Source organism: Amycolatopsis sp. NPDC045836 (assembly GCF_056431745.1).
This window is the reverse complement of sequence record NZ_JBWKKF010000030.1, coordinates 42,301-64,039: the sequence shown is the minus strand read 5'-3', so window position 1 is coordinate 64,039 and position 21,739 is coordinate 42,301. Positions and strand designations below refer to the sequence as shown.

Sequence of the window (21,739 nt, the reverse complement as noted above, 5' to 3'; positions counted from 1 at the left end):
CCTACAGCGCGTCCGTCCCGCGTTCACCGGTCCGCACCCGGACCACCGTCTCGACCGCGGTCACCCAGACCTTGCCGTCGCCGATCTTGCCGGTGTGCGCGGCGTCGACGATGGCGGCGATCACCTTCTCCACGTTGGCGTCGTCGGTGACCACCTCGACCCGGATCTTGGCCACGAAGTCGACCGCGTACTCGGCACCGCGGTAGACCTCGGTGTGGCCCTTCTGCCTGCCGTAGCCCTGGACCTCGCTCACCGTCATGCCGAGCACCCCGAGCTGCTCCAGTGCCGCGCGGATGTCGTCGAGCGTGAACGGCTTGACGATCGCGGTGATGAGCTTCATGCCTTGCTCCCCTCGAGCTTCTTGGCCGAACCGGCCACCCCGGAACTGCTGGTCGCGGCACGCCCGCCCCGGCTGCCGCCGAACTCGTACGCCGTCTCCGCGTGCTCCGCCTCGTCGATGCCGACGACCTCTTCGTCCTTCGGGAGCCGGAACCCGAGGGTGACCTTGATCAGCAGGCCGAGCACCGCGGTGACCACGAACGAGTAGCCGAGCACCGAGAACGCGCCGACCGCCTGCGTGCCGAGCAGTTCCAGGCCGCCGCCGTAGAACAGGCCGTCCTTGCTGCCCTCGTTCACCCCGACGGTGCCGAAGAAGCCGATCAGCAGGGTGCCCGCCAGGCCGCCGACCAGGTGCACACCGACCACGTCGAGCGAGTCGTCGAAGCCGAAGCGGTACTTGAGGCTGACCGCCAGCGCGCAGAGGATGCCGGCGATGGCGCCGATGGCCAGCGCGCCCCAGGTGTCGACGAAGGCGCAGGCCGGGGTGATCGCGACCAGCCCGGCCACCACCCCGGAGGCGGCGCCGAGGCTGGTGGCGTGGCCGTCGCGGATGCGCTCGATGAGCAGCCAGCCGAGCAGCGCGGCGGAGGTCGCGGTGAGCGTGTTGACGAAGGCGACACCGGCGATGTTGTTGGCGGCCAGCGCGGAACCGGCGTTGAAGCCGAACCAGCCGAACCACAGCAGGCCGGCGCCGAGCATGACGAACGGCAGGTTGTGCGGCTTCATCGGCTCCTTGGGCCAGCCGACCCGCTTGCCGACGACCAGCACCAGCGCCAGCGCCGCGGCACCGGCGTTGATGTGCACCGCGGTGCCACCGGCGAAGTCGAGCGCGCCGAGGTCGTTCGCGATCCAGCCGCCGGTCTTGGTGGTCTCGCCGGTCACGTCGTCGGTGGCGTCGAAGGCGAACACCCAGTGCGCCACCGGGAAGTAGACGATGGTGGCCCACAGCCCGGCGAACAGCAGCCAGGTGCCGAAGCGCACCCGGTCGGCCACCGCGCCGGAGATCAGCGCCACGGTGAGGATGGCGAACATCGCCTGGAACGCCGCGAAACCCGTGTTGGACAGGGTTTCCGCGCCCATCAGGCCGCTGAGGCCGAGCGCCTCGAACGGATCACCGAGCAGACCGGCGCCGACGTCGTCGCCGAAGGTGGCCGAATAACCGAAGACCACCCACAGCACACCGACCACGCCCAGCGAGCCGAAGCTCATCATGAGCATGTTCAGCACGCTCTTGGAACGGACCATCCCCCCGTAGAAGAACGCCAGCCCTGGAACCATGAGCAGCACCAGGGCGGCACTGGTGAGCAGCCAGGCCGTATTCCCTTCCACGCTTCCTCCTCGAGAAGATTCACCGATTCGCAATTGCGGCAAATCATGGGAAAGCCTTGTTGCACGGGGGGTCCGAGGACGTTTCGGCGCGGTGAACCCGGGTGCGGGCTTTGTTACGGGTACGTTTCCCCCCACTCGGCCGTTGGTGTCCGTTCCCGAAACGGGATCGTTATGACGCGTTCCCGGGGCAGGTCAGACCGGGTGGGCCGAAGGCAGCAACGGCGTTCAGCCAAGCGAATCCCGGGGACGGGTGCCCGTGGTGGGTGATCCCCCGTCCGATGATCATCGCCCGCGTGGTCGAATGGGGGTGTGCAGCAGTTGCCCGAGCCGGTCACCCGCGTCCTGCGGTGCTCGGTGTGCGGCGGACCGCTGAGCCCCGGCGGGCGGGCGGTGCGCTGCGAGCGCGGCCACTCCTTCGACCTGGCGAAGCAGGGTTATGTGAACCTGTTGCACGCCAAGATCCCCGCGGGCACCGCCGACACCGCCGAGATGGTCGCCGCCCGGGTGGAGTTCCTGGCCGCCGGGCACTACCGGCCGCTGGCCGACGCCATCGCCGCGCAGGTGGCCCGCTTCGACCCGGAACTGGTCGTCGACGCGGGGGCGGGCACCGGGTACTACCTCGCGCGGGCGCTGCCCCCGAACGCACACGGGCTCGCGCTGGACGTCTCCGCGTTCGCCCTGAGACGAGCCGCGAAGGCGCACCCGGACATCGGCGCGGCGGTGTGGAACCTGTGGGAGCCGTGGCCGGTGGCCGACGCGGCCGCCGGCGTGGTGCTCAACGTCTTCGCGCCCCGCAACGCCCCCGAGTTCCGCCGGGTGCTGCGGCCGGGTGGCGCGCTGGTCGTCGCGTCGCCCAATCCGGGGCACCTCGCCGAGCTGGGGGAAGCCGTGCTCGGCATCGGGGAGGACAAGGAGCAGCGGCTGGACAGCTCGCTCGCCGGGCACTTCACCCTCGGACACCGCGAAGAGATCAGCTACCGCATCGAGCTGGAGCCCGCGGCGGTGCGGCAGGTCGTCGGCATGGGACCGGCCGCGCACCACCTGCACCGGGACGGCCGCGCCGAACGCCTGGCCGAGTTCACCGATCCCGTGGCCGTGACCGCCTCCTTCACCGTGTCGGTGTTCGGATGAGGGCGACCGTGCTCGCCGACCCCGAGTGGTTGCGCGAAGACCTCAAGACCGCCGGACAGCTGTACGGCCGCGCCGCCGGGCCGCGGGTGCTGGGCACCGTCCGCTGGTACTCCGCGTCCTCGGTGCTGGTGGCGCCGTCCACGGAATCGCTGTTCACCGGCAAGATCGCCGACCCGTCACTGGACGCGCTGACGCTGAACGTGCAGCCAGACGGCCGGTACCTCGGCGCGCGATCGGACCGGGTGCTCGACGGCGGTGTCCTCGAACTGGGTCAGGCGATGCGCACCGCGCTCGCCACCGTCATCCCGCCGATCAGCGAGGTCTGCGGCGCCACCGAGAACGCGTTGTGGGCCATCGCCACCGACTCCATCGCGAACCGCCTGCTCTGGGCGGGCGACGCGGCCGAGGCCGTCGAACTGGCCGGGCAGCTCGCCGAGGCGATCGGCCCGAACCTGCCGCGGCCCCGGTTCACCCGGGTCGGCCGGACCACCATCGTGAAACGGGCGTCGTGCTGCCTGATCTACGAGATCCCGCACGCCGACAAGTGCGCGAGCTGCCCGCGCCAGACCCCGGAGGAACGCGCCGCGCGCCTCCGGGGGTACGGCTGAACCTACGAACCCAGCGCGGTGAGCGCCTCGAACTCGGCGTCGGTCAGTTCGATCTCCGCCGCGGCCACGTTCTCCTCCAGGTGCGCCACCGAGCGCGTGCCGGGGATCGGCAGCACCACCGGCGACCGGCGCAGCAGCCAGGCCAGCGCCAGCTGGGCGGGCGACGAACCGTGGTCCTTCGCGGCCTGCTCCAGCACGCTGCCCGGCTTGGCCAGCTCCCCGGTGGCGATCGGGAACCACGGGATGAAGCCGATGCCGTGTTCGGTGGCGTAGTTCACCACGTCCTCGTGGTGGCGGTCGGCCAGGTTGTAGAGGTTCTGCACGGTGGCGATCTCGGCGATCTGCGAAGCCTCCACCAGCTGCGCCACGCCGACCTCGGACAGCCCGATGTGCCGGATCTTGCCCTCCTGCTGGAGCAGCTTCAGCTCCCCGACCTGGTCGGCCAGCGGCACCTCGGGATCGACCCGGTGCAGCTGGAACAGGTCGATCCGCTCCACGCCCAGTTTGCGCAGGCTCAGTTCGAGCTGCTGGCGCAGGTAGGCGGGCCTGCCGACCGGGATCCACTGGTTGGGCCCGGTGCGGGTGAGCCCGGCCTTGGTCGCGATGACCAGGTCCTCGGGGTACGGGTGCAGCGCCTCGCGGATCAGTTCCTCGCTGACGTCCGGCCCGTAGGAGTCCGCCGTGTCGATGAAGTTCACGCCCAGCTCGACGGTGCGGCGGAGCACGGCGAGCGCCCCGTCGCGGTCGGCCGGTTCGCCCCAGACGCCCTCACCGGTGATCTGCATCGCGCCGTAGCCCAGCCGGTGCACGGGCAGGTCGCCGCCGATGCGGAAGACGCCACCCGGTTTCGCGCTGTTCGTCACGTGTATCGCTCCCTGATTCGGCATGTGGAACACGAAAGGCCAACCACTGGCTACCCGATGATGTTCCCGAGTACCGTCGCGGGCGATGAACGAGCGCTCCTGGGGCTTCCGCACCCGCGCCCTGCACGCCGGCGGCACGCCCGACCGCGCCACCGGCGCCCGCGCGGTGCCGATCTACCAGACCACCAGCTTCGTCTTCGAGGACACCGCCGACGCCGCGTCGCTGTTCGCGCTGCAGAAGTACGGCAACACCTACAGCCGGATCGGCAACCCGACGGTGGCCGCCTTCGAGGAGCGGCTGGCCAGCCTGGAGGGCGGCATCGGCGGGGTGGCCACCAGCAGCGGGCAGGCCGCCGAGTTCCTCACCTTCGCCGCGCTGGCCGAGGCCGGCGACCACATCGTCGCGGCGAGCGATCTCTACGGCGGCACGGTCACCCAGCTCGACGGCACGCTGCGGCGGTTCGGCGTGGACACCACCTTCGTCCGCGGCACCGCGGTCGACGACTACGCCGCGGCGATCACCGACCGCACCCGCCTGCTCTACGCCGAGGTGATCGGCAACCCGAGCGGCGCGATCGCCGACCTCGGCGGGCTCGCGGACCTGGCGCACGCGCACGACCTCCCGCTGGTGGTGGACGCCACGCTGGCCACGCCGTTCCTCTGCCGCCCGATCGAGCACGGCGCGGACATCGTGCTGCACTCGGCCACGAAGTTCCTCGGCGGCCACGGCACCACGCTCGGCGGGGTGGTGGTCGAGGCGGGGAAGTTCGACTGGGGCAACGGCAAGTTCCCGCGGATGACCGAGGTGGTGGACAGCTACGGCGGCCTGAAGTACTGGGAGAACTTCGGCGAGTACGCCTTCTGCACCCGGCTGCGCGTGGAGCAGTTGCGGGACATCGGTGCCGTGCTCTCCCCGCATTCGGCGTTCCTGCTGCTGCAGGGCGTCGAGACGCTGGCGCAGCGGATGACCGAGCACGTGGCCAACGCGCGGAAGGTCGCCGAGCACCTCGAAGCCGACGACCGGGTCGCCTGGGTGAACTACGCGGGCCTGCCCTCGCACCCGCACCACGAGCGCGCGCGGAAGTACCTGCCAGACGGGCCCGGCGCGGTGTTCTCGTTCGGGGTGCGCGGCGGCCGTTCCGCGGGTGAGAAGTTCGTCGAGTCGGTGGAGCTGCTTTCGCACCTGGCGAACGTCGGTGACGCCCGCACGCTGGTGATCCACCCGGCGTCGACCACGCACCAGCAGCTCTCGGACGAGCAGTTGCACGCGGGCGGGGTCGGCCCGGACCTGATCCGGCTGTCCGTCGGCCTGGAGGACCCCGAGGACATCCTGTGGGACCTCGACCAGGCGCTGGACCAGGCGGTGCGGGCATGAGCTGGACCGAACCGACCGCCCGCGAACGCCGCCGCCTGCTGACCCGCACCGAGTCCGTGACGATCGTCGGCGCCTCGGCGAACCCGGCGCGTCCCAGCTACTTCGTGGCTTCGTACCTGCTCTCGTCGAGCCGGTACCGCGTGCACTTCGTGAACCCGCGGCTCGGCGAGTTGCTCGGGCAGCCGGTGTACCCGTCGCTGGCCGAGGTGCCCGAGGTCGACCTGGTGAGCGTGTTCCGGAAGCACGACGACCTCCCCGGGGTGGCCGAGGAGGTCATCGAGGCCGGTGGCCGCACGCTGTGGCTCCAGCTCGGCCTGTGGCACGAACCGGTCGCGGAGCGGGGCGCCGGGGCGGGGCTGGACGTGGTGATGAACCGGTGCGTGAAGATCGAGCACGCCCGCTTCGCCGGTGGCCTGCACCTGGCGGGCTTCGACACGGGTGTGATCAGCTCCAGGCGCGCCGACTTCAGCTAGGCCGTGTTTCAAAGGTCCGGGCGTGGTGCTGGCGTGTCAGTGAACGAATAGACGAGGTCTCCGGTAGACGGGTTAACGACCAAGAAAACCTGCACCACCGGAGACCTCGTGCCCAGCGTAACCGCACCGGGACGAGCCGACCTGACCGATGCGCAGTGGACGACGCTGGAACCCCTACTGCCTGTCGGGAAGAAGCCAGGCCGCCCACCGAAGTGGAGTAAACGCCAGCTCATCGACGGGATTCGCTGGCGCGTGCGCGTCGGCGCGCCCTGGCGGGACATCCCGCCCGACTACGGCCCTTGGCAAACCGTGTACGGGTTGTTCCGCCGCTGGCAACGCGGCGGGATCTGGCAACGCCTGCTCACCGCCCTGCAAACTCACGCCGATGCCGCGGGAGTGATCACGTGGGATGTGAGCGTGGATTCCACAATAGCCCGAGCGCACCAGCACGCCGCCGGTGCGCCAAAAAGGGGGACCTGCAAGCCGAACCACCCAGCACCACGCCTGGGGGCATCGAACTGCACGATCACGGGCTGGGCCGTTCCCGGGGTGGGTGGACCACCAAAATCCACCTGGCCTGCGAGCAGGGCCGCAAACCACTGTCGTTGCTGGTAACCGCCGGACAGTGCGGGGACAGCCCGCAGTTCACCGCGGTACTCGACCAGATCTCGGTGCCCCGCGGTGGTCTGGGACGTGCCCGTACCACCCCAGACCGGGTGCTGGCGGACAAGGCATACAGCTCACGGGCCAACCGGGCTTACCTGCGCCGCCGGGGCATCAAGGCGACCATTGCCCAACCGCGTGACCAGGCCGCTCACCGCCGCGCCCGAGGCTCCGCCGGAGGACGACCACCAGCGTTCGACCCAGAGGCATACAAGCAACGGCACGCGGTGGAATGCGGAATCAGCTTGCTCAAACACCATCGGGCAGTCGCCACTCGCTACGACAAGCTCGCTGTGCGCTACCAGGCCACCGTCAACATCGCCGCCATCAACATCTGGCTACGCCACATGTGAAACACGGCCTAACCGCGGTACCGCCTCTCCAGCGTGTCCCGGCCCTGGTCGGTGAGCCCGCCGAACAGGCGCAGGCGGGCCATGCCGCCGTCCGGGTAGACGTCCAGGCGCAGGTGCGAGATCGCGCGGGCGCCCGGCAGGGGGAAGCGGTGACGCGTGTCCGGCTGCAACCGGGTCTTCGGCAGCACCTCGAACCACTGCTCGCCGTCGGGTGAACCGCTCAGCGACGCCCAGCCGGGAGCGTTGCCCTTGAAGTGGGTGGTGTCCAGCTCCGCCAGCCGCGGCACGCCCTCCCCCGCCAGTTCGAGCGAAACCCAGTCGTTGCCGTCGTCGCGGCGGCGGGCGGTTTCCCAGCCCTCCCCCATCACCGCGGCGAACCCCGGCGCGATCAGGTTGCTCGGCGACGAATAGAACATGTTGCTGCAACCGGTCACCCTGGCGCCGTGCTCCAGCGCCGCCAGGTCCAGCGAACCGGGGTCCAGCAGCGCCGGATCGGCCACCGGCCGCCCGTGCACCCGGAACCGCGCCACCCCGCCGTCGGGGTAGATGGTCAGGCGCGCGTGGGTGTAGCGCTCCCCGGACCCCGATTCGAAGAAGTTCTCCGAATCGCCCTCCAGCGGGGAGCGCGGCACGACGGTGTCCCAGTCCAGCTCCGCCAGTTCCGCCGGGCTCGGATAGCCCTCGACGGCCACCGCCTCCACCGAGGCGAACGGCGGGTAGTTGCCGGTGAAGAACGCGGTGTCCACCACCACGCCGGTGATCCGGCCCGGCAGGCCGAGCCGCACCACGGCCTGGTCGGCCCCGTCCTCCCGGCGCCGCCGGGTCTCCCAGCCGTCGTAGACCTGGCCCTTGTGCCCGAAGCTCCACGGCTGGAACTCCGCGCGCCCCGGCTTGATCAGGTTCTCCCGTTCGGCGAACAGCTCGTCGTTCGCCCACACCACGCCCCCGCCGTGGCGGCGGGACGCCAGATCCGGCTCGGCTGTCCACTCAGGACGGTTGGTCACCAGCTCTCCTCTCGGTCACGGCCGGGTGAGCAGCGCGCCGAGCGGCTGCTCCCCGGTGATCTCCCGGCCCCGCAGCCAGGTGCCGCGCACCACGCCGGCCAGCGGCCGCCCGTGGTAGGCGCTGACCGGGTTGCGGTGCCGGAGCTTCGCCACGTCGACCACGAACGCCTCGTCCGGGGCGAACACGCAGAAGTCGGCGTCCGCACCGACCTCGATGCGGCCCTTGTGCCGCAACCCGGTCAGCTCGGCGGGCCGCGTCGCCATCCAGCGCACCACGTCGGCCAGCGAGAACCCGCGGGTCCGCGCCTGCGTCCAGACCGCGGGCAGGCCGACCTGCAGGCTCGAAATCCCACCCCACGCTTCGCCGAAGTCGCCGCTGTCGAACCGCTTCAGCTCCGGCGTGCACGGTGAGTGGTCGCTGACCACGCAGTCGATCACGCCGTCGGCCAGGCCCTGCCAGAGCAGCTCGCGGTTCGCCGCCTCGCGGATCGGCGGGCAGCACTTGAACTGCGTGGCGCCGTCGACGATCTCCTCGGCGACGAAGCTCAGGTAGTGCGGGCAGGTCTCCACGGTCACCCGGACGCCGTCGCGGCGGGCTTCGGCGAGCATCGGCAGCGCGTCCGAAGAGGACAGGTGCAGGATGTGCACCCGCGCCCCGGTCCGGCGGGCCTCGTCGAGCACGTGCGCGATCGCCAGGTTCTCCGCCCCACGCGGACGCGACCGCAGGAAGTCGGCGTAGTGCCCGCCGGTCACCTCCGGGGCCCGCTCGATCTCCTCGGCATCCTCGGCGTGCACGATCATCATCGCGTCGATGTCGTGGACGGTGCGCAGGCCGTCGGCGAGTCCGGCGGCGTCCAACGGCGGGAACTCGTCGACCCCCGAATGCAGCAGGAAGCACTTGAAGCCGAACACCCCGGCCCCGTGCAACGCGGGCAGCTGGTCCAGCTTGCCGGGGATCGCGCCGCCCCAGAACCCGACGTCGACGTGCACCCGGCCCTCGGCCGCCTTCCGCTTGACCTCGAGCGCGGGCACGTCGACCGTGGGCGGCAGGCTGTTCAGCGGCATGTCGACGATCGTGGTGACCCCGCCGGCCGCCGCGGCGGCGGTGGCCGTCTCGAAGCCCTCCCAGTCGCTGCGGCCGGGATCGTTGACGTGCACGTGGCTGTCCACCAGACCGGGCAGCAGCACCACGTCGCCGTCCAGGTCGATCACCCGGCCGGCGGAGAGCCCGGCGTCCAGCGGCTCGATCGCGGTGATCCGGCCCCCGGTCACCCCGACCGCCCGCGGCACCTCCCCGTCGGCCGTGAGCACCCTAGGTGCTCGGAGAACCAAGTCCACTTCGCCGCTCCCTTCCGCCCGGTACCTTCCGTACGAACAGCACGGCGGGTCAATGTAGGAACCTACAAAATCCGGCGGGAACGGGTTACCGTTCGCGAGGTGGAGCTGGAAGCGGAATTCACCACGGAGCCCTTCCACGGCGAGGGCCCGCCACCCGAACACGCCGAACTGGCCAGGCAGGCGGCACTGGCCGCCGGGCTGGAGACCGACTTCGGGCCGCTCGGCACCGCCGTGCGCGGCGAGGCCGAAGCCGTGCTCGCCGCCCTGCCCAAGATCGCCCGCGCCGCGCTGACCGGCGGGGCCACCCGGCTGACCCTGCAACTGCGTGACACCAGGGACGGCTAGATGCGCGAGCACCCGCTGGTCACCGCGATCGCCCCGCTGCTGGACCGCATCGACGGCACCGTGGTCGCACCCGCCGACCGGCGGCCGGAGGACGTGCCGCTGCACTGGGAGGGCGAGCTCGTCGGCGCGGTCCGGCTGCCCGGTGCCGAGCTGACCGGGGCGCTGGAGCGGCTGGTGCACGAGGTGGAGGCCGAACTCGGCGCCGAACTGCACCGGCTGGACCGGGCCGGGAAGCAGCGGGCCGTGCGGTTGCTGGACGAACGTGGTGCTTTCACCGTGCGGAAGGCGGTGGCCACCGTCGCCGGAGCCCTCGGCGTCACCCGGTTCACCGTCTACAACTACCTGAACCGCGAGCAGCCCGACGGCGATTCAACAAGTTGTTGACGGCCGTGTGACGCTCGACGTACCGTCTCCCAACCACCACGCCCCGACCCGGGAGCCGCCCGTGACTGTCGATCTGGCCGGGTTCAACGAAGCCACCACCACCGAAGCACGAGCACTGCTGCTGACCTGCCTCGCCGTGCCGCGCTGGGCCGACGCCGTGCTGGCCGCGCGACCGTACGCCGACCGCGAAACCCTGCTGGGCACCGCGGCGGAAGCCGCCGGTCCGCTCACCACCGAGGAGATCCGCCTGGCCATCGCGGACCACCCGAGGATCGGCGAAAAGCCGGATGGGCAAGGAAAATCGGCCGACTGGTCCCGTTCGGAACAGTCCGGGGTGGACGATTCGGCGGCGGCGGAGTTCCAGGCCGCGAACGCCGCCTACGAGGACCGCTTCGGCTGGGTGTACCTGGTCTGCGCGAGCGGGCGCGGCGGCGCCGAGCTGCTCGCCGACCTGAAGTCCAGAATGGACAACGACCCGGCGGAGGAGCTCGCCGTCGCCGGTCGCGAACTGAGCAAGATCGCCGTACTGCGCTTGGGAAGGGCCGTCGCATGAGCCTGGTGACCACCCACGTACTCGACACCGCCACCGGCCGCCCGGCCGCCGGGATCGAGGTGTCGCTGGAGGGCGGCGGCAAGGTCGTCGCGAGGGGACGGACCGACGACGACGGCCGGATCCGCGACCTCGGCCCGGAAACCCTGCCCGCCGGGGTCTACCGGCTGACCTTCGACACCGGCGCCCACCTCGGCCCGGATGCCTTCTTCCCGGAGGTGTCGGTGACCTTCCGGATCACCGACCCGGAAGCGCACCACCACGTGCCGCTGCTGCTCAGCCCGTTCGCCTACTCGACCTACCGGGGGAGCTGAGCCGTGGGCGTCCACCTGGGGCCGAACCAGTACGGGAAAGCCGAGATCCGGATGGTCACCGTGCAGCGGTCGGGGCCGGTGCACCACCTCCGGGACCTCACCGTGTCCACCGCGCTGCGGGGGCGGCTCGAACGCACCCACCTCACCGGTGACAACTCCGACGTGGTGGCCACCGACACGCAGAAGAACACCGTCCACGCCTTCGCCAAGCAGCAGCCGGTCGGCGAGATCGAGGACTTCGCGCTGCGCCTCGGCAGGCACTTCACCGGCGAGTTCAGCCACATCACCGGGGCCCGCATCCGCATCGAAGAACACGGCTGGCAACGCATCGCGGTCGACGGTGCACCCCACGACCACTCCTTCAGCCGGTCCGGCGAGGAACGCCGGACCACCGAGGTCACCTTCGACGGCGGCCGCGTCCGGGTGCTCTCCGGGCTGACCGGGTTGACCGTGCTGAAGACCACCGGCTCGGAGTTCCACGGTTTCCCCCGCGACCGGTACACCACGCTGCCCGAAACCGACGACCGCGTCCTGGCGACCGCGGTCACCGCCCGCTGGCGCCACCGCGCCGCCTCCGGTGACTGGGCCGCCTCCTTCGGCGAGATCCGCCGCGCCCTGCTCGAAACCTTCGCCACCAAGCACAGCCTGTCCCTGCAGCAGACGCTCTACGCGATGGGCGAGGCGGCGCTGCTGGCCCGCGACGAGATCGCCGAGATCCGGCTCTCGCTGCCGAACAAGCACCACTTCACGGTCGACCTGAGCCCGTTCGGGTTGACCAACGAGAACGAGGTCTTCTTCGCCGCGGACCGCCCGTACGGGCTGATCGAGGGCACGGTGCTGCGGTCCGGGGAAGTCGCCGAGGTGGACGTCGAATGACTCACCCCGTGGACGCCGTTCCGGCCAAGGGGCAGTTGCTCTTGGGCGGTGTGCAGCACGTCGCGGCGATGTACGCCGGTGTGGTCGCACCGCCGTTGATCATCGGCGCGGCCGTCGGGCTGAGCCCGGGTGAGCTGAGCCTGCTGATCAGCGCCAGCCTGTTCACCGCCGGGCTGGCCACGCTGTTGCAGACGCTCGGCTTCTGGCGGTTCGGCGCGCGGTTGCCGCTGGTCAACGGCGTGACCTTCGCCACCGTCGCGCCGGTGCTGGCGATCGTCAAGCAGCACGGCGGGGAGGACGCGCTCGGCGTGGTCTACGGCGCCACCCTGATCGGCGGCGCGCTGATGGTGCTCGCCGCGCCGTTCTTCTCGCGGCTCACGCGGTTCTTCCCGCCGCTGGTCACCGGCACGGTGATCACGCTGATCGGGGTCTCGCTGCTGCCGGTCGCGGTGGGCTGGATCGCGAACCAGCAGGCCGCGGCCACCCCGACCGGAGTGCTGCTCGCCGGGTTCACCCTGCTCGCGGTGCTGGCGTTCACCCGGTTCCTGCCGGGTTTCTTCAGCCGGATCGCGTTGCTGCTGGGCTTGGTCGCCGGCACGCTGCTGGCCTGGCCGCTCGGCGCGGTGGACACCGCGACGCTGCGGGAGGCACCGGCGTTCGGCGTCGCCGGCCCGTTCCACTTCGGCACCCCCGTCTTCGACGTCGCGGCGGTGGTGTCGATGGCCATCGTGATGGTCGTGATCATGGTGGAGAGCACGGCGGACATGCTGGCGCTCGGGGAGATCGTCGACCGGCCGTCCACCCCGCGCACGATCGCCGACGGCCTGCGTGCCGACGGTTTCGCCACCGCGGTGAGCACCGTCTTCGGCGGGTTCGCCGCGACGGCGTTCGCGCAGAACGTCGGGCTGGTGGCGCTGACCAGGATGTACAGCCGCTACGTGGTCGCGGCGGGTGGCGCGGTGCTGGTGCTGCTCGGGGTGTTCCCGATCGCGGGCGGCATCGTGGCGCTGGTGCCGCAGCCGGTGCTCGGCGGGGCCGGGCTGGTGCTGTTCGGCAGCGTGGCGGTGAGCGGGATCCGGACGCTGTCGAAGGCGTCGTTCGAGCGGCCGGCGCACATCGCGGTGGTGGCCGCGGCGCTGGGCATCGGGCTGGTCCCGATCGCCGCGCCGGGGTTCTACGAGCACTTCCCGGCGGCGGTGCGCACGGTGCTGGACTCGGGCATCAGCGCCGGGTGCGTGGCCGCGGTGCTGCTGAACCTGGTGTTCTGCGGGCGGGAACGGGTTCTGGATAGATCGCTCTAGCGGTATCCTGGGGTCGTGGGAAACACCAAGGAGCGGATCATGACCGCCGGCGCCGAGCTGTTCCGCCGCAACGGCTACACCGGCACCGGCCTGAAGCAGATCGTGGCCGAGGCGAACGCGCCCTTCGGCTCGCTCTACCACTTCTTCCCCGGTGGCAAGGAGCAGCTCGGCGAGGAGGTCATCCGGACCTCGGGCATGGCCTACACCGCCCTGCTGGACGAGCTGATCGCGCCCGCGCCGGACCTGGTCACCGGGCTGGAGACGTTCTTCGGCGCCGCCGCCGAGATGCTGGTGGACACCGGCTACGCCGACGCCTGCCCGATCGCCACGGTGGCGCTGGAGGTGGCGAGCACGAACGAGCAACTGCGCCTCGCCACCGCCGACGTGTTCACCGCCTGGATCGAGGCGGGGACGCGGGGGATCGCCGCCTTCGGCCTCTCGGAAGCCGATGCCCGGAAGCTGACGTTCGCGGTGATCAACGCGTTGGAAGGGGCTTTTGTCCTCTGCCGCGCCATGCGCGACACGGAACCGATGGACGCGGCTTGCGCCTCGTGCGTTGCCTACGCTGAACGCCTTCTGGGAGATCAGCGGTCCTGAGGCGCGACGGCTGAACCCCATGCGGAACCAGGCGAGTGTTGGCGGCGGGCACCCAACACCAGAAATACCCCCGCCACTCCCAGGGGGGCGTTCCCAAGTCCAGCGTACCGCGTGCCCCCGACAGTGGGGGTTGGCTGGTGCTGGTTGTCCACAGGTGGCGGTTCGGGTGGACGGTGTTTGCGCGAACGTGTAGGGCGGCTACGCGGAACCGCACGTCCCCTGCGCCTCAAAAGCCGACGGTCAAGTGCTCCGGCCGCACCGGTACCCGTTCCAGAGCACGCCCCGTGGCTGCCCGGATCGCGGCGACGATCGCCGGAGTCGAGGAGATGGTCGGCGGTTCCCCGACGCCTCGCAGGCCGTAGGGGGCGTGGGGGTCCGCCCGCTCGAGGACGTCGATCGACATCGGGGGCATGTCCAGGACCGTCGGGATGAGGTAGTCGGTGAACGAAGGGTTCCGGATCTTGCCTCCCTCGATCTGGATCTCCTCCATCACCGCCAACCCCAGACCCTGCGCCGAACCGCCCTGGATCTGGCCGAGGACGGCCTGCGGGTTCAGCGCCCGCCCGACGTCCTGCGCGCAGTCGAGCGCCACCACCTTCACCAAACCCAGTTCGGTGTCCACGTCGACGACCGCCCGGTGGGCGGCGAAGCCGTACTGCACGTGCGCGTGGCCCGCACCGGTCTCGGGGTCCAGCGTGGTGGTCGGCCGGTGCCGCCATTCGACGGTCTCCTCGATCACCGTGTCCCCCAGCGCCTGCGCCAGGCTGACGTCGGCGACCAGCGGCGCCGCCACCCGCTCGTGCAGCGAAGCCCGCACCGCCAGGCAGGCCGCCCGCACCGCCCCGCCGGTCACGTAGGTCTGCCGTGAGGCCGAGGTCGACCCCGCGTTGCCGATCGTGGTGTCCATCGGCAGCACGGTCACCTGGTCCACGCCCAGCTCCGTGCGCACGATCTGCTGCAGCACGGTGACCAGCCCCTGCCCCACCTCGCAGGCGGCGGTCTGCACGGTCGCCACGGCCTCCCCGCCGACCACCTCCAGCCGCACCCGCGCCGTCGAGTAGTCGTCGAACCCCTCGGAGAAGCAGATGTTCTTGATGCCGACGCCGTAGCCGACCCCGCGCACCACCCCCTCGCCGTGGGTGGAGTTCGACACCCCGCCGGGCATCCGCCGCAGGTCGAACGCGCTGTCCGGCGGCAACGGCTGGTCCCGCACCCGTTCCAGCAGCTCCGCCACCGGTGCCGCGGAGTCGACCACCTGCCCGGTCGGCATGACCGAGCCCTCGCTCATCGCGTTGCGCAGGCGCACCTCGACCGGGTCCAGCCCGCACGCCTCGGCGAGTTTGTCCATTTGCGACTCGTACCCGAACGCCGCCTGCACCGCGCCGAAACCACGCATGGCCCCGCACGGCGGGTTGTTCGTGTACGCACCCCAGCAGTCGATGGTCACGTTCGGCACGTCGTACGGCCCGACGCCCAGGGTCGCCGCGTTCGCCACCACCGCACCGGTCGACGACGCGTAGGCACCGCCGTCCAGGTACAGCTTCGCCCGGACGTAGACCAGCCTGCCGTCCGGGTCGGCGCCGTGCTCGTAGTACATCCGCGCGGGGTGCCGGTGCACGTGGCCGTGGAACGACTCCTCCCGGTTGTAGACCATCTTCACCGGTTTGCCGGTGTGCAGCGCGAGCAGGCAGGCGTGCACCTGGATCGACAGGTCCTCACGCCCGCCGAAGGCACCGCCGACCCCGCCGAGGGTCAGCCGCACCTTCTCCGGCGGCAGCCCGAGCGCCGCGACGATCTGCTGCTGGTCCACGTGCAGCCACTGGGTGGCCACGAACAGGTCGACGCCGCCGTCCTCGGCGGGCACCGCCAGACCGCTCTCCGGCCCGAGGAACGCCTGGTCCTGCATGCCTACCTCGTAGGTCCCGCGGACCACCACCGCGGCTTCGGCGGCCTGGTCACCACGGCGGATCGGCACGTGGCGCACCACGTTCCCACCGGGGTGCAACCTCGGACCCGCGCCTTCGACGGCGCTTTCGGCGTCGGTGACCGGCTCGAGCACCTGGTAGTCGACCTTGATCCGGTCCATCGCCCGGCGGGCGGTCTCGGGGTGGTCCGCGGCCACCACGGCGACCGGTTCCCCCTGGTAGCGCACCACGTCCACGGCGAGCACCGGCTGGTCGGGGTGCTCCAGGCCGTAGGCGTTGCTGCCCGGCACGTCTTCGTGGGTCAGCACCGCGTACACCCCGGGCACGGCCAGCGCCTCGCCGATGTCGATGCCCCGGATGCGCGCGTACGGGTGCGGGCTGCGCAGGGTGGTGCCCCACAGCATGTCCTCGTGCCACAGGTCCGACGAGTAGGCGAACTCCCCGCGCACCTTGACCGTGCCGTCCGGGCGCTGCGGGCTGCTGCCGATGCCGCCCTCGGTGACCACCTCGGTGGCGGTGCTCATCGCGCCTCCCGCAGCCGGGCGCTCGCCTTGCGCAGGTCGGCGGCGATCGCCGCGGTGTCGGCGGTCTCCAGCGCGCCGCCGGCCACCACGGTGCGGCCGCCGACGAGCACGCGGTGCGGGCGGGGCGCCGAGCCCAGCACCAGCGCCGCCACCGGATCGGTGATGCCAGCGTGGTCGAGTCCGCCGAGGTCCCAGACCACCAGGTCGGCCAGCTTGCCGGGTTCGATCGAGCCGAGTTCCGAGTCCCGGCCGAGGCACCGCGCGCCGCCCATCGTGCCCAGCCACAGCGCCTCGCGCACGGACAGCGCCTTCGGCCCGCCTCGCTGGCGCGCCTGGAGCAACGCCGCGTGCAGTTCCACGCCCAGCCCACCGTCCTCGTTGGACGCCGCACCGTCCGCGCCGAGGCCGACCGGCGCACCGGCGTCGAGCAGGTCGCGCACCGGCGCGATGCCGGTGCCGAGGCGGCCGTTGGAGGTCGGGCAGTGCGCCGAACCGGTCTTCGTGCTGCCCATCCGGCGGATCGCCCCCGGTGCCAGGTGCACGGTGTGCGCGAGCCAGACGTCGTCACCGAGCCAGCCCAGGTCGTCGGCGTACTCGGCCGGGGTGCAGCCCTCCTCGGCCAGGCACTGCTCCTCCTCGTCGAGCGTCTCGGCGAGGTGGGTGTGCAGCCGCACGCCCTTGCGGCGCGCCAGTTCCGCCGCCCCGGTCATCAGCGCCCGGCTGACCGTGAACGGCGAGCACGGCCCGGCGGCGATCCGGACGTGTGCGTTCTCCGAGGTGTCGTGGTACCGGTCGATCGCCTGCTCGGTGCCCAGCAGCGCGGCTTCGGTGTCCTCGACCAGGTTGTCCGGCGGCAACCCGCCATCGGACTTCCCCCGGTCCATCGACCCGCGCACGAGGTGGCTGCGCACCCCGACCCGGCCGGTGGCCGCGACCAGCGCCTCGACCTGGTCACCGGCGTCGGCGGGGAAGACGTAGTGGTGGTCGGCGACCGTGGTGCAGCCCGAGAGCGCGAGCTTGGCCAGCCCGGCGGTGGCGGCGGCGTGGGTGTGGTCGGCGTCGAGGCGGCCCCAGATCGGGTACAGCTCGACCAGCCACTCGAACAGCGTCGAATCGGCGGCGAGGCCGCGGGTGGCCCACTGGTACAGGTGGTGGTGGGTGTTCACCAGGCCCGGCGTGACCAGGCCGAGCCCGCCGAGGTCGAGGCGCTCGTCGTACTCCCCGTCCGGGGCCGCGCCGGGGCCGACGGCGGTGATCAGCTCGTCCTCCACGACCACGTGGCCGTCGAGGTGCTCGGTGCCGTCGGCGTCCACAGTGGACACCGAGACGCCCTGGACGGCGATCCGGCTCATGCGCTCGCCCCCCGCTCCGCCGCCAGCTTCACCGCGTCGAGGATCTTCTCGTACCCGGTGCAGCGGCACAGGTTCCCGGCCAGTGCCTCCCGGATCTCCTCGTCACCGGGGTCGGGCACCCTGGCCAGCAGGTCGTGCGCGGCCACCACCAGGCCGGGGGTGCAGAACCCGCACTGCACCGCTCCGGCGTCCACAAAGGACTGCTGGACCGGGTCGAGGACGTCGCCGTCGGCGAGCCCTTCGACCGTGCGGACCTCGCGGCCGTCCGCCTGCCCGGCGGCGACCAGGCAGGCGCACACCGGCACCGCGTCCAGGTACACCGTGCACGACCCGCATTCACCCTGCTCACAGGCGTTCTTCGAGCCCGGCAGGCCCAGCCGCTCACGCAGCACGTAGAGCAGGCTCTCGCCTGCCCAGACGTCGTCGGCCTGGCGTTGTTCGCCGTTGACGGTCATGTTGACGCGCATGAACGCTCCCCTGCTCGGTACTCCTGCCAGGCCCAGCTCAGCGTGCGGCGCGCGAGCACGGACAGGGCGTGCTTGCGGTAGGCCGCGCTGCCGCGGACGTCGTCGATCGGCTCGGTGCTCCCGGCCACCAGTTCCCCGAACCGGCGGCCCACCGAATCCTTCAGCGGGGCAGGTGATTCCCACATCCCGGCGTCGGTCAGCTCACCGGAAAGGAACTCCTCGGCGGCCCGGCTGCGTCGCGGGGTCGGTGCCGCCGACCCGATCGCCGCGCCCACCCGCCCCTGCTCCGGGTGCAGCGCGAGGCCGAACGAGCACACCGCGATCACCATCGCGTTGCGGGTGCCGATCTTGGAGAACTGCTGCGGTGCCTCGGCCTCGGGGAGGTGGACCGCGGTGATCAGCTCGTCGGGCTCCAGCGCGTTGCGCTTCACCCCGAGGTAGAACTCGTCGGCGGGGATCGTCCGGGAACCGCGCACCGACGCCACTTCGATGGTGGCACCGGTGGCCAGCAGCACCGGGTGGGTGTCCCCGGCGGGCGACGCCGCGCCGAGGTTGCCGCCGACCGTGCCGCGGTTGCGGATCTGCGGTGAGCCGACCGTGCGCGCGGCCATCGCCAGCCCCGGCAGCCGCCCGCCGAGCTGTTCGATCAGCCGCGTGTACGGCACCCCCGCGCCGAGCCGGATGGTGCCGTCGTCCGCACCCCACTCCCCGAGTCCGGCGATCCCGGTCAGGTCGAGCAGCGCTTCGGGCCTGCGGTGGTCGAAGTTCAGCTCGACCATCACGTCCGTGCCCCCGGCGATGGGCACCGCGCCGGGGCGCTCCGCCTTGATCGCGAGCGCCTCCGGCAGCGTGGCCGGGCGCAGGAAGTCCACTTCTACCCCGTCCCTTCTCCGTGGATATCCCAGTAGACAGCGGGGGCACCGGGTCGGCAACGGTGGCCGGACACGAAACTCCGTGAGCGCGGCACCCGCCGCTTGTGGTTTTCTACGAAGCCTATGACCGTGGTGAGGACTCTGCTGGAGCTGCCGGAGCTGCGCCTGCGCCTGCGTGGCGGCGGTGACCTGCTCGACCGGCGGGTCACCCGGGTGTACGGCACCGAGCTGCCGGACCCCAGCCGGTACCTCTCGGCTGGCGAACTGGTGCTCACCGGACTGCTGTGGTGGCGCGGTCCCGGCGACGCCGAACCGTTCGTGGCGGCGCTGGCGCGGGCGGGCACGGCGGCGCTGGCCGCGTCGGGTGCGGACTCCGGCGGCATTCCCGGCGACCTGGTGACCGCCTGCGCCCGCCACCGCATCCCGCTGCTCGAAGTGCCGCCCGACCTGTCGTTCGCGGTGATCGTCGAACGCGTGGTGCTGGCACTGGCCGCCGATCGCGAGTCCCCGCCGAGCCGCCTGCCCGCGCACGCGGCGGACCTGCCGCTGCCGGACCTGCTGCGGCTGGGGGCCGCGGAACTCGGCCGGCCGTGCTGGGTGCTGGCCGGGACCGGCCGCGTGGTGGCGGGCACCGGGCTGCTGCTGCCCGAGGCCGAGCCGCTGGCCGCCGCGTTCAGCGCGGGCACCGAGGTGGACAGCCGGTACACCGTGCTGCCCGCCGGGGACGGCTTCACCGTGCCGTGGGCACTGGTGGTCGGCGGATCCGGCACCGGTCGGCGGCGCGAGGTCGCCGCCGAGGTCGCCGCGTTGCTCGGCAGGCGGCGTGCGCCGGCCCGCCGGACCGAGGCGGAAAGATCACTCTTCCGGGTGCTGACCGGCGGTGGTGATCCCGGCGAGGTCTTCGCCGCGGCGGGCTGGTCGCCGGAGACCCCGGTCCGCGTGGTGCTCGTGCGCGCCGAGGGCGTCGCCGGTGACCTGCTCGACGAACTGCTCGCCGGTCACCCCGTGCGGGTGCTGCGCGGCCGGGTCGGTGCGGACGCCTGCGCCCTGGTCGCCGGGGACTGGCCGGCCGACTGGCCGTCGGCCGCCGCCCGCGCGCTGTCCACAGTGGAACCGGCTTTGCCGGTGGACCGCGTGCTGGTCGGCATCGGCGGCCCGGCGGCGCTGACCGGGGTGCGTGGTGCGCTGGAAGAAGCCGGGCACGCGCTGGAGGTCGGCGCCGGGCGGGACGACCGCGTGGCCGTCGTCCCCGGCGAGGAGATCGGCGTGCACCGGCTGGTGCTCGCCGGGGTGTCCGACGAACTGCGCGCCACCCTGCGGCGGCGGGTGCTCGGCCCGCTGCTGGACTACGACGCCGCGCAGCACAGCGACCTGGTGCACACCGTGCGGGTCTTCCTGGAATCCTCCGGATCACCGGCCGTCGCCGCGAAAGCCCTGCACATCCACGTGAACACGCTGCGGTACCGGATCGGGCGGGCCGGTGAACTGCTCGGCCTCGACCTGACCGAGTTCACCAACCAGGTCGACGTCTACCTGGCCCTGCGCATCACGGGGTGACGCGGCGGACGTACCCGTCCAGCGCCGCCCGGTCCAGGCCGGGCAGGTCGGCTTCGTCCAGCGCGCCGCAGTCCAGGCCCCGGCACAGGTAGGCCGCCAGCGCCTGCGCGGTGGCCGGTTCGTCGAGGAAGCCGCCCCCGGCCTGGGCCGCGTAGGCACGCAGCCGGTCCGCGGCGGCTTCGAAGCCCGTGCGGAAGAAGGCGTAGGTGGCCGCGTACCGGCTCGGCAGCTGGTGCGGGTGCAGGTCCCAGCCCTGGTAGAACCCGCGTTCCAGGGAACGCCGGATCAACCGCAGGTGCTCCCGCCACGCCGCGCGCACGGTCTCGGTGTCCCCCACCGGCAGTTTGTTCGTCGAGCCGTCCGACAGGCGTACCCCGGTTCCGGCGGCGGCGACCTGCATGAAGCCCTTCGCGAAGTCCGCCGCCGGGTGCTCCATGCTCTGGTGCTCGGCGCTGATGCCCAGTCCGGCGCTGTAGTCGTAGGTGCCGTAGTGCAGTCCGCTGATCCGGCCCGCGCCCGCCTCGATGATCCGCGGCACGGCGACGGTGCCGTTCTCGGCCAGGATCGACTGGGCCGTCTCCACCTGCACTTCGAACCGCAGCGAACCGGTGGCCAGGCCGTACGCCGGTTCCAGCCGCCCGAGCACCTCCGCGCAGGCCGCCACCTGCTCGACGGCGGTGACCTTCGGCAGCGTCACCACGAATCCGGCCGGCAGCTCACCCCCGTCGAGCAAACCGCCCAGGAACAGGTCCAGCGTGCGGATGCCGCGACGCCGGGTGGCCTGCTCGAAGCCCTTGAACCGGATGCCGGTGAACGGCGGCGCCTGGCCGTCGCGCACCGCCGCCGCCAGTTCGGCACCCGCGGCCAGCGCGGCGGCGTCCTCGGTGCCGTCGTCCGGGCGGCCGTAGCCGTCCTCGAAGTCGATCCGCAGGTCCTCGATCGGTTCCGCGGCCAGCTTCGCGCGCACGCGGGAATCGTCCGTCTCGAGTGGACCGTGCTCGTCCAGCGCGGCCACGGCCCGCGCACCCCACCGGGCGGGCAGGTCGGCGGTGAACCGGCCGGCGGGCACGTACACCGTGTGCACCGGCTGGCGGCCGGGCGGCTCACCGGGGTAGCGCCCGGCGACCCGGGCGTCCACCTCGGCGAGGCGGGCGTCGACGTGCGCGTAGACGTCCTCGGTGAGCCGCCCGTCCGCCATC

General features: G+C 71.9%; 23 protein-coding genes. 13 read left to right on the top strand and 10 right to left on the bottom strand.

The window, feature by feature from the left end; all coding sequences use genetic code 11:
- Window position 1: 1 nt before the first annotated feature.
- A complete protein-coding gene (locus tag AC07EG_RS36340; RefSeq protein ID WP_478257801.1) occupies window positions 2-340 on the bottom strand; it encodes a P-II family nitrogen regulator in 339 nt (112 codons plus the stop codon).
- Complete coding sequence (locus AC07EG_RS36335; RefSeq protein WP_478257800.1) at window positions 337-1,668, bottom strand: ammonium transporter; 1,332 nt, start codon at window positions 1,666-1,668, stop codon at window positions 337-339. Before AC07EG_RS36335 ends, AC07EG_RS36340 begins: the two co-directional genes overlap by 4 nt.
- A gap of 309 nt (window positions 1,669-1,977) precedes the next feature.
- On the opposite strand from AC07EG_RS36335, the gene AC07EG_RS36330 reads away from it, so the two are divergent.
- A complete protein-coding gene (locus tag AC07EG_RS36330; RefSeq protein ID WP_478257799.1) occupies window positions 1,978-2,799 on the top strand; it encodes a putative RNA methyltransferase in 822 nt (273 codons plus the stop codon).
- The gene (locus AC07EG_RS36325) at window positions 2,796-3,407 is read left to right on the top strand and encodes a (2Fe-2S)-binding protein (protein WP_478257798.1); all 612 of its coding nucleotides are present in this window, start codon (window positions 2,796-2,798) and stop codon (window positions 3,405-3,407) included. The genes AC07EG_RS36330 and AC07EG_RS36325 overlap by 4 nt, the downstream gene beginning before the upstream one ends.
- Window positions 3,408-3,409: 2 nt before the next feature.
- Here AC07EG_RS36325 and AC07EG_RS36320 read toward each other — a convergent pair whose 3' ends face one another.
- Entirely contained in the window at window positions 3,410-4,294 is an 885-nt protein-coding gene (locus tag AC07EG_RS36320; protein ID WP_478257797.1) for an aldo/keto reductase, read from the bottom strand.
- A 61-nt stretch (window positions 4,295-4,355) separates the two neighbouring features.
- On the opposite strand from AC07EG_RS36320, the gene AC07EG_RS36315 reads away from it, so the two are divergent.
- From AC07EG_RS36315 to AC07EG_RS36305, 3 genes are all read left to right on the top strand, one after another.
- A complete protein-coding gene (locus AC07EG_RS36315; protein WP_478257796.1) occupies window positions 4,356-5,645 on the top strand; it encodes an O-acetylhomoserine aminocarboxypropyltransferase/cysteine synthase family protein in 1,290 nt (429 codons plus the stop codon).
- Window positions 5,642-6,118: a CoA-binding protein gene (locus AC07EG_RS36310; protein WP_478257795.1), complete on the top strand. Its 477-nt coding sequence runs from the start codon at window positions 5,642-5,644 to the stop codon at window positions 6,116-6,118. Before AC07EG_RS36315 ends, AC07EG_RS36310 begins: the two co-directional genes overlap by 4 nt.
- Window positions 6,119-6,226: 108 nt before the next feature.
- Window positions 6,227-7,134, top strand: a protein-coding gene (locus AC07EG_RS36305; RefSeq protein WP_478257794.1) for an IS5 family transposase whose coding sequence is annotated in 2 segments (ribosomal slippage) — window positions 6,227-6,607 and window positions 6,610-7,134 — 906 coding nt in all. Because the reading frame shifts where the segments join, the coding sequence is not laid out codon by codon here.
- A gap of 8 nt (window positions 7,135-7,142) precedes the next feature.
- On the opposite strand, the gene alc is transcribed toward AC07EG_RS36305, so the two are convergent.
- Window positions 7,143-8,141, bottom strand: a complete 999-nt coding sequence (gene alc, locus AC07EG_RS36300) for an allantoicase (RefSeq protein WP_478257819.1) — start codon at window positions 8,139-8,141, stop codon at window positions 7,143-7,145.
- A gap of 12 nt (window positions 8,142-8,153) precedes the next feature.
- Window positions 8,154-9,476 carry an allantoinase AllB gene (gene allB, locus AC07EG_RS36295; protein WP_478257793.1) on the bottom strand — a complete coding sequence of 441 codons (1,323 nt, stop codon included), beginning with the start codon at window positions 9,474-9,476 and terminating at the stop codon, window positions 8,154-8,156.
- Between the two features lie 99 nt (window positions 9,477-9,575).
- On the opposite strand from allB, the gene AC07EG_RS36290 reads away from it, so the two are divergent.
- The 7 genes from AC07EG_RS36290 to AC07EG_RS36260 all read left to right on the top strand — a co-directional run bounded on the left by AC07EG_RS36290 (window position 9,576) and on the right by AC07EG_RS36260 (window position 13,843).
- The gene (locus AC07EG_RS36290) at window positions 9,576-9,821 is read left to right on the top strand and encodes a hypothetical protein (RefSeq protein ID WP_478257792.1); all 246 of its coding nucleotides are present in this window, start codon (window positions 9,576-9,578) and stop codon (window positions 9,819-9,821) included.
- The gene (locus AC07EG_RS36285) at window positions 9,822-10,205 is read left to right on the top strand and encodes a helix-turn-helix domain-containing protein (protein ID WP_478257791.1); all 384 of its coding nucleotides are present in this window, start codon (window positions 9,822-9,824) and stop codon (window positions 10,203-10,205) included.
- Window positions 10,206-10,266: 61 nt separating this feature from the next.
- A complete protein-coding gene (gene uraD / locus AC07EG_RS36280; RefSeq protein WP_478257790.1) occupies window positions 10,267-10,758 on the top strand; it encodes a 2-oxo-4-hydroxy-4-carboxy-5-ureidoimidazoline decarboxylase in 492 nt (163 codons plus the stop codon).
- Window positions 10,755-11,069 carry a hydroxyisourate hydrolase gene (uraH, locus tag AC07EG_RS36275; protein WP_478257789.1) on the top strand — a complete coding sequence of 105 codons (315 nt, stop codon included), beginning with the start codon at window positions 10,755-10,757 and terminating at the stop codon, window positions 11,067-11,069. The genes uraD and uraH overlap by 4 nt, the downstream gene beginning before the upstream one ends.
- A gap of 3 nt (window positions 11,070-11,072) precedes the next feature.
- Window positions 11,073-11,945: a factor-independent urate hydroxylase gene (gene pucL / locus AC07EG_RS36270; protein WP_478257788.1), complete on the top strand. Its 873-nt coding sequence runs from the start codon at window positions 11,073-11,075 to the stop codon at window positions 11,943-11,945.
- On the top strand, window positions 11,942-13,246 hold the full coding sequence (locus AC07EG_RS36265) for a nucleobase:cation symporter-2 family protein (protein WP_478257787.1): 1,305 nt from the start codon (window positions 11,942-11,944) through the stop codon (window positions 13,244-13,246). Before pucL ends, AC07EG_RS36265 begins: the two co-directional genes overlap by 4 nt.
- A gap of 15 nt (window positions 13,247-13,261) precedes the next feature.
- A complete protein-coding gene (locus AC07EG_RS36260; protein WP_478257786.1) occupies window positions 13,262-13,843 on the top strand; it encodes a TetR/AcrR family transcriptional regulator in 582 nt (193 codons plus the stop codon).
- Window positions 13,844-14,069: 226 nt separating this feature from the next.
- Here AC07EG_RS36260 and AC07EG_RS36255 read toward each other — a convergent pair whose 3' ends face one another.
- From AC07EG_RS36255 to AC07EG_RS36240, 4 genes are read right to left on the bottom strand one after another with little or no spacing between them, the layout of a single operon-like run.
- A complete protein-coding gene (locus AC07EG_RS36255; protein WP_478257785.1) occupies window positions 14,070-16,292 on the bottom strand; it encodes a xanthine dehydrogenase family protein molybdopterin-binding subunit in 2,223 nt (740 codons plus the stop codon).
- Window positions 16,289-17,644 (bottom strand): 8-oxoguanine deaminase, encoded by a 1,356-nt coding sequence (locus AC07EG_RS36250; RefSeq protein ID WP_478257784.1) that lies wholly within the window; start codon window positions 17,642-17,644, stop codon window positions 16,289-16,291. The genes AC07EG_RS36255 and AC07EG_RS36250 overlap by 4 nt, the downstream gene beginning before the upstream one ends.
- Window positions 17,641-18,111, bottom strand: a complete 471-nt coding sequence (locus AC07EG_RS36245) for a (2Fe-2S)-binding protein (RefSeq protein ID WP_478257783.1) — start codon at window positions 18,109-18,111, stop codon at window positions 17,641-17,643. The genes AC07EG_RS36250 and AC07EG_RS36245 overlap by 4 nt, the downstream gene beginning before the upstream one ends.
- The gene (locus AC07EG_RS36240; RefSeq protein ID WP_478257782.1) at window positions 18,096-18,983 is read right to left on the bottom strand and encodes an FAD binding domain-containing protein; all 888 of its coding nucleotides are present in this window, start codon (window positions 18,981-18,983) and stop codon (window positions 18,096-18,098) included. Before AC07EG_RS36240 ends, AC07EG_RS36245 begins: the two co-directional genes overlap by 16 nt.
- Before the next feature lie 123 nt (window positions 18,984-19,106).
- On the opposite strand from AC07EG_RS36240, the gene AC07EG_RS36235 reads away from it, so the two are divergent.
- Complete coding sequence (locus AC07EG_RS36235) at window positions 19,107-20,540, top strand: helix-turn-helix domain-containing protein (RefSeq protein WP_478257781.1); 1,434 nt, start codon at window positions 19,107-19,109, stop codon at window positions 20,538-20,540.
- Here the strand turns inward: AC07EG_RS36235 and AC07EG_RS36230 are convergent.
- A complete protein-coding gene (locus AC07EG_RS36230; protein ID WP_478257780.1) occupies window positions 20,530-21,738 on the bottom strand; it encodes a DUF6986 family protein in 1,209 nt (402 codons plus the stop codon). The genes AC07EG_RS36235 and AC07EG_RS36230 overlap by 11 nt on opposite strands.
- Between the last annotated feature and the right edge of the window lies 1 nt (window position 21,739).

Excerpts from the sequence above, each read along its gene's own strand:
- AC07EG_RS36230 (WP_478257780.1), bottom strand. The coding sequence starts at position 21,738 with ATGGCGGACGGGCGGCTCACCGAGGACGTCTACGCGCACGTCGACGCC.
- AC07EG_RS36265 (WP_478257787.1), top strand. The coding sequence starts at position 11,942 with ATGACTCACCCCGTGGACGCCGTTCCGGCCAAGGGGCAGTTGCTCTTG.
- AC07EG_RS36250 (WP_478257784.1), bottom strand. The coding sequence starts at position 17,644 with ATGAGCCGGATCGCCGTCCAGGGCGTCTCGGTGTCCACTGTGGACGCC.
- AC07EG_RS36245 (WP_478257783.1), bottom strand. The coding sequence starts at position 18,111 with ATGCGCGTCAACATGACCGTCAACGGCGAACAACGCCAGGCCGACGAC.
- AC07EG_RS36320 (WP_478257797.1), bottom strand. The coding sequence starts at position 4,294 with ATGCCGAATCAGGGAGCGATACACGTGACGAACAGCGCGAAACCGGGT.
- uraH (WP_478257789.1), top strand. The coding sequence starts at position 10,755 with ATGAGCCTGGTGACCACCCACGTACTCGACACCGCCACCGGCCGCCCG.
- AC07EG_RS36310 (WP_478257795.1), top strand. The coding sequence starts at position 5,642 with ATGAGCTGGACCGAACCGACCGCCCGCGAACGCCGCCGCCTGCTGACC.
- AC07EG_RS36325 (WP_478257798.1), top strand. The coding sequence starts at position 2,796 with ATGAGGGCGACCGTGCTCGCCGACCCCGAGTGGTTGCGCGAAGACCTC.
- AC07EG_RS36285 (WP_478257791.1), top strand. The coding sequence starts at position 9,822 with ATGCGCGAGCACCCGCTGGTCACCGCGATCGCCCCGCTGCTGGACCGC.
- AC07EG_RS36255 (WP_478257785.1), bottom strand. The coding sequence starts at position 16,292 with ATGAGCACCGCCACCGAGGTGGTCACCGAGGGCGGCATCGGCAGCAGC.
- AC07EG_RS36315 (WP_478257796.1), top strand. The coding sequence starts at position 4,356 with ATGAACGAGCGCTCCTGGGGCTTCCGCACCCGCGCCCTGCACGCCGGC.
- AC07EG_RS36235 (WP_478257781.1), top strand. The coding sequence starts at position 19,107 with ATGACCGTGGTGAGGACTCTGCTGGAGCTGCCGGAGCTGCGCCTGCGC.
- AC07EG_RS36340 (WP_478257801.1), bottom strand. The coding sequence starts at position 340 with ATGAAGCTCATCACCGCGATCGTCAAGCCGTTCACGCTCGACGACATC.